Source organism: Micromonospora sp. KC213 (assembly GCF_004348325.1).
Classification (GTDB): Bacteria; Actinomycetota; Actinomycetes; order Mycobacteriales; family Micromonosporaceae; genus Micromonospora.
This window is the reverse complement of sequence record NZ_SMKF01000260.1, coordinates 1-5,743: the sequence shown is the minus strand read 5'-3', so window position 1 is coordinate 5,743 and position 5,743 is coordinate 1. Positions and strand designations below refer to the sequence as shown.

Below are 5,743 nucleotides of genomic sequence, written 5' to 3'. Positions count from 1 at the left end.
TCCCCGGTGCCGCCCCGGCAGCGCACCGGCGACGCTCGGCCGGAGGCCGCGCCCGAGGAGGCCGGCGAGGTGCTCGGCCCGGCGGCCGTGCCGGCACCCCCCGGGGAGGGTGCCCGACCGGTGCCGGGGCTGCCGCAGCTCATCTGGCTGCTGCACGGTGCGGCGGTGGCGCTGGCCCTGGCGTACGCGGTCACCGCGCTGCTGCGGGCGGCCACCGTACCGGCGGCCGTGGTGGCCGGCGCGGCGCTGCTGCTCGCCGCGGTGGTGGCCCTGGCCGGCACCCTGACCGTACGCCGGGCCCCGCTGCCCGACGTGGGGGCCGGCATCGTCACCCTGGCGGTGATCGGGGCGCTGAGCCGGATCGCCTCGGTCGCCGTCCCCGATCGCGCGCTGCTGCTGATCGCCGGGGTCATCACGCTCACCGGGCTGGCCGTCCGGGCGGTGCCGGAGACGGCCCGGCGCGGGCCGCAGTTCGCCTCGGCGGCGGCGCTGACGGTCAGCGGCGTGGTGGTCGCCGGGGGCGCGCTGCGGGCCGGTCTGGCCCCGGTCCGCGCCGCGTTGCCACCCTGGGCCGCCGACCTGGACCGGTTCCCCGCCGAACTGGCCACGGCGGTCGGCCCGACGGCCGGGCAACTCGCCGTCAGCGCTCTGCTGCTGACCATCGCGGCGGTGCTGGCTCTGCCACCGGAGATCCGGCGGGAGTTCGCCGTCGTGGGGGCCGGGCTGACCGCGCTCGCCGTACCCGCCTCGCTCGGCCTCGGTTGGGCGGCAGCCCCTTGGCCGATGGTGCTCACCGCGGTCGGCATCGGGGTGCTCGGCCTCACGGCCAGCACCGAACGGGCCGCCCTGGCGCACGCGGTAACCGCGGCCCTCGTGGGCGCCGTCGGCGCCGGCGCCGCCCTCAGCCGACCGGCGCTGACCGCGGCGGTGCTGGCCGTGTTCATGCTGGCCGGCGTGCTGGTCGCGGTCGCCCCCCGGGTGCGGCTCACCCCGGCCGCCGACACGATGTCGGGTTGGGCGGCCGGCGGGGCGGCGTTCGCGCTGCCCGGCGCGGTGGCCGCCTTCGTCGCCGCCACCGAGCCGGCCGGTCCCGCACCGACCCCGGCGGCGCTACGGGAACTGACCGTCCCGATCCTCGCCGCGAGCTTCCTGGCCGCCTGCGTAACCCTCGGGTACGCCGCGATGGTGCAGGTCTCCCAGCGGTACCTCGCCCCGCCGCACGCGGTCGGCACCGGCCTCGGCGCGCTCGCCGTGGTCGGCGCGGCCTTCTTCGCGCCCGGGCGGACCGCCGCCGACGCCTGGGTCGGCGGCCTGCTGCTCGTCGCGACGCTGCTGTTGCTCTTCGCCCCGAGAATCGACGCGGGCCGTCGGTCGGACGCCAGCCTGGACGGCGCCGACCTGGCTGCCGCCGCGGTCACCGCCACGCTGATCGCCACGTTGGCCCGGATCGCCGCGGTGATCTCTCCGGGCGGGCAGCTCGTGGTGGCCGCCGCCCTGGTGCTGCTGGTCGCCGTGGCCGCCCGGGCGATGCCGGAGGAGTGGCGGCGCGGCCCGGTGGCCGGCGTCGCCGTCGGCGGCGTGCTGATCGGGTTGATCGCCGGCTGGTCGGCGCTGCGCGGCGGGTGGGGGGTGCTCGCCACCCCGGGTCCGATCTGGGCCGGTGACCTGACGAATTGGCCGGCCGCCCCGACCGGCGGCGCGACCTGGCAGGCTCCGGTCGCGCTGGTGCTGCTCGGCACCGCCGCCGCGATCCTGCTCCCGCCGCCGTGGAAGTACGACGTGGCCGGGGCCGCCGCGGTGCTCGCCACCATCGGCACACCCGCCGCATTCGACCTGCCCTGGTGGTCCCCGGTGCTGGTGGGCCTGACGGTGGCCACCGTGTTCGGGATGGCCGCGGCGGCCACCCTCGATCCGCGCGGGGCGCTCTCCCGGGTCACCGTGGCCGGGGCTGTCGCGCTGCACGCGGCCGGGGCCGGCCTGGTCCGCCCGTGGACCACCGCGCTGGCGCTGGGTGGCATCGCGCTCATCGGCCTGGTCGTGGCGGCCCTGGCCCGGACGCTGGCGCCGTCCCTGGTGGAGGATGTCGAGAGCGAAGGGATGCCGCCGCACCTGGTGCAGATCGGCGGGGTCGCCACGGGTGCCGCCCTGCTGGCGCTGCCCGGGGCGGTCGCCGCCCTGGCCGCCGGTTCTGGTCACCCCGCCCAGGTGGTGCTGACCGCCACGTTGGCAGCGTCCAGCATCGGGCTGGCGGCGATGGCCGCTCTCCGCAGTCAGGTGCCGCAGTATCTGCCGTACGCCAGCGCGGCGGTGGCTGGCGGGGCGACGATCAGCGCGCTGGCCGCCATCGTCGCCCGCCTCCCCTCCGGGGTGTACGCCGCCGCGGCGGCGCTGCTCGGGGTGCTCGCCGAGTTGGTCCGGGCGGCCACCGTGCCGCCGGTCGGCTCGGCCCAGCCGGTCCGCCGTTGGACGGTGCTGCTGGACGGGGCGTTGCGCCGGCTGCCCCACGACGGCTCGCCGCGCCGCTGGCGGGTCAGCCCGGCCGCTGGGGCGCTCGCCGCGGCGGCGCTGCCGACCCTGCTGGCACTGGCCTCGCTGGCGCCGCTGCTCTACGTCGCGCTGGTGGAGCCGCACCGGATCCTCTCCCGGGTCTGGCAGGGCCCGCCGCCGGAGCTGCTCACTCCACCGGCGGCGGCGGTCGACCCGACGCACGTGCTGACCGCGTTGCTGCTCACCGTCACGGCGGCGTTGGCCGCCACCGGGCTCAGCGGTGGCCGCCGCTCGCGGGCCGTACCGGTGGTGCTGCCCGGTCTCGCGGTGACCCTGCTGATCACGCCGACCGCCCTCGGTCACGCCTGGCCGGAGAGCGCGCTGGCCGCGCTGGCCGTGTTCACCATCTCGATGCTCGGGCTCGCGCTGACCCCGCCGCCACCGCTGGTCGAGCGCGCCCGGTCGGTACGGGTGGCCCGGGTGCTGGTCTTCGTTATCGGGCTGGCCGCCGGGGGAGCCGGGCTGGCCGGCAGCCTCGGCACCCGGTCGCTGACCCTGTTCACGCTGGGCGGTGCGGTGGGCGTCGGGACGGTCGCGGCGCTGTTCGGCACCACCCAGCGGGCTCGGATCCTGGGTTGGCTCTTCGCCTCGTTGATGGCGCAGTTGTTCGTGCTCACGCTCGGTCTGGTGGCCGGGTTCGCCGCGGTCTGGTCGGCCTTCGGGGTGCTGGCGGTCGGTGCGGCTCTGCAGGTGTTCGCCGCCACCCTGCCCCGGCTGCGCCGGCCCGAGGCGCAGCGCGAGGCCGCCACCGTGGAGTGGAGCGGGTCCGCCGCCGCGCTGATCGCCCTGGCGTTGGCCTTCGACTCGCCGCGGCACATCGCCGCCCTGCTCGCCGCCTGGGGCGCGGTGCTCGGGCTCGCGGCCACCCGGCCCGGGCGACGCCCGGTGGAACGGCGGATCCTGTTCTGGTCGGTGGTGGCCTGCGAGATCACCGCCTGGTGGATCCTGATGCGGGTCGCCGACGTGGCGCTGCCCGAGGCGTACACGCTGCCGTTCGCCGCCCTGGCGCTGCTGGTCGGGATGCTCGAACTGCGCCACCGGGCGGATCTGTCCAGTTGGGTGGCGTACGGGCCGGCGCTGGTCGCCGCGTTCGTACCGACCCTGGCGATCGTGCTGGCCACCGACGCCAGCATGTTGCGGCAGGTGCTGTTGCTGCTCGGCGCGGTGGCCGTGCTGATCTTCGGGTCGATCAGCCAGCAGCAGGCACCGGTGATCATCGGTGCCGTGGTGACCGCGATCGCGGCCGTGCACGCCCTGTTCAGCCTCGGCCCGTGGCTGGTGCTGATCCCGGTCGGGCTGGTGCTGCTGGTGTTGGGAGCGAGCAACGAGCGTCGTCGCCGGGCCCAGGAGCGGTTGCAGACCGCGCTGCGCGGCATGCGGTGAGGCCCCACATGATCGGTTACCGGTTGCGGCGTGGTGCGGTGTCCGCCGACGGAGACGCCGCGACCCGTGTTGGTCAAGCCGGTGCGACGAGGGCGGCGACCGCCGGATCAGCCCAGCGAGGCGCGAAGGGTGGCCTCCTTCTCGGCCACCAACTTCTCCAGGCTCGCCTGGTAGTCAGCCATCCGTGTACGCAGCGCCGGGTCACCCACGGCCAGGATGCGGACGGCGAGCAGGCCGGCGTTACGGGCGTTGCCGATCGACACCGTGGCGACCGGCACGCCGGCCGGCATCTGCACGATGGAGAGCAACGAGTCCATCCCGTCGAGGTGCTTCAGCGGCACCGGCACGCCGATCACCGGCAGCGGGGTGACCGAGGCGACCATCCCCGGCAGGTGGGCAGCGCCACCGGCCCCGGCGATGATGACCTTGACACCCCGGTCCGCGGCGGTACGACCGTACTCGATCATCTTGACCGGGGTGCGGTGCGCGGAGACCACGCCGACCTCGTACGGCACCCCGAACTCGTCCAGCGCCTCGGCGGCGGCCTTCATCGTCGGCCAGTCCGAGTCGCTACCCATGATCAATCCGACGGTGCTCATGCCTGCCCCTTCCGCAGCCAGCGGGCCGCTCGCGCGGCCCGAGCCCGTACGTCGTCCAGGTCGTCACCGAGGACGGTGACGTGGCCGATCTTGCGGCCGGGGCGTACCTGCTTGCCGTACAGGTGGACCTTGGCGCGCGGCTCGGCGGCGAAGAGGTGGTGCAGCCGCTCGTCGAGGGAGATCCCGCCCGGCTCGCCGCCGAGCACGTTCGCCATCACCACGGCCGGCGCGGTGAGGGAGGTGTCCCCCATCGGGTAGTCCAGCACTGCCCGCAGGTGCTGCTCGAACTGCGAGGTCCGGGCCCCCTCGATGGTCCAGTGCCCCGAGTTGTGCGGCCGCATGGCCAACTCGTTCACCACCAGCCCGGCGGGCGTGTCGAACAGCTCCACCGCCAGCATGCCGACCACGCCGAGCGCGGTGGCCAGGTCGATGGCGAGCTGCTGGGCGGCGACCGCCAGCTCCTCGGGCAGGTCGGGGGCGGGGGCGAGCACCTCCACGCAGATCCCGTCCCGTTGCACGGTCTCCACCACCGGGTACGCGGCGACCTGCCCGAACGGCGAGCGGGCCACCTGCACGGCCAGCTCCCGGCGCAGCGCCACCCGCTCCTCGACGAGCAGCGAGGTGCCGCCGGCGAGCAGCGTCGCGGCCAGTTCGGTGGCCGCGGCCGCGTCGGTGACCAGCCAGACCCCCCGACCGTCGTATCCGCCGCGGGCCGCCTTGAGCACCACCGGCCAGCCGTGCTCCGCGCCGAAGGCGACGAGGTCGGCCGGCGTGCCGACCGGAGCCCAGGCCGGGTTGGGCGCACCCAGCGCGGTGAGTCGTTCCCGCATCACCTGCTTGTCCTGCGCGTGCAGCAGCGCGTCGGCCGGCGGGAAGAGCTTCACCCCCTCGGCGGCGAGGGTGCGGATGTGCTCCGTCGGGACATGTTCGTGGTCGAAGGTGACCACGTCGCAGCCCTTGGCGAAGGTGCGCAGCGCGGCGAGGTCGGTGTGGTCGCCGTACTGGACGTCGGCGGCGACCAGGGCGGCGCCGTCGTCCGGGGTGAGCGCCAGCACACGCAGCGACTGGCCGAGGGCGATGGCCGCCTGGTGGGTCATCCGGGCCAACTGGCCCCCACCCACCATGCCGACCACGGGCAGACCGGTACGGGAATCCATAGCGCCACCAGCCTATCCGGGTGGCCATCGCGGCCCGACCGGAGGGCCGGTCCCGCC

General features: G+C 75.9%; 3 protein-coding genes. 1 reads left to right on the top strand and 2 read right to left on the bottom strand.

Going from position 1 to position 5,743, the window contains the following annotated elements; translation table 11 throughout:
• Positions 1 to 3,930, top strand: a 3,930-nt coding sequence (locus E1166_RS29065; RefSeq protein ID WP_132343051.1) for a permease, incomplete at its 5' end; no start/stop codon positions are given.
• 107 nt (positions 3,931 to 4,037) lie between these two features.
• On the opposite strand, the gene purE is transcribed toward E1166_RS29065, so the two are convergent.
• The gene (purE, locus tag E1166_RS29060) at positions 4,038 to 4,529 is read right to left on the bottom strand and encodes a 5-(carboxyamino)imidazole ribonucleotide mutase (RefSeq protein ID WP_132263329.1); all 492 of its coding nucleotides are present in this window, start codon (positions 4,527 to 4,529) and stop codon (positions 4,038 to 4,040) included.
• Complete coding sequence (locus tag E1166_RS29055; RefSeq protein WP_132343050.1) at positions 4,526 to 5,686, bottom strand: 5-(carboxyamino)imidazole ribonucleotide synthase; 1,161 nt, start codon at positions 5,684 to 5,686, stop codon at positions 4,526 to 4,528. Before E1166_RS29055 ends, purE begins: the two co-directional genes overlap by 4 nt.
• Positions 5,687 to 5,743: the final 57 nt, after the last annotated feature.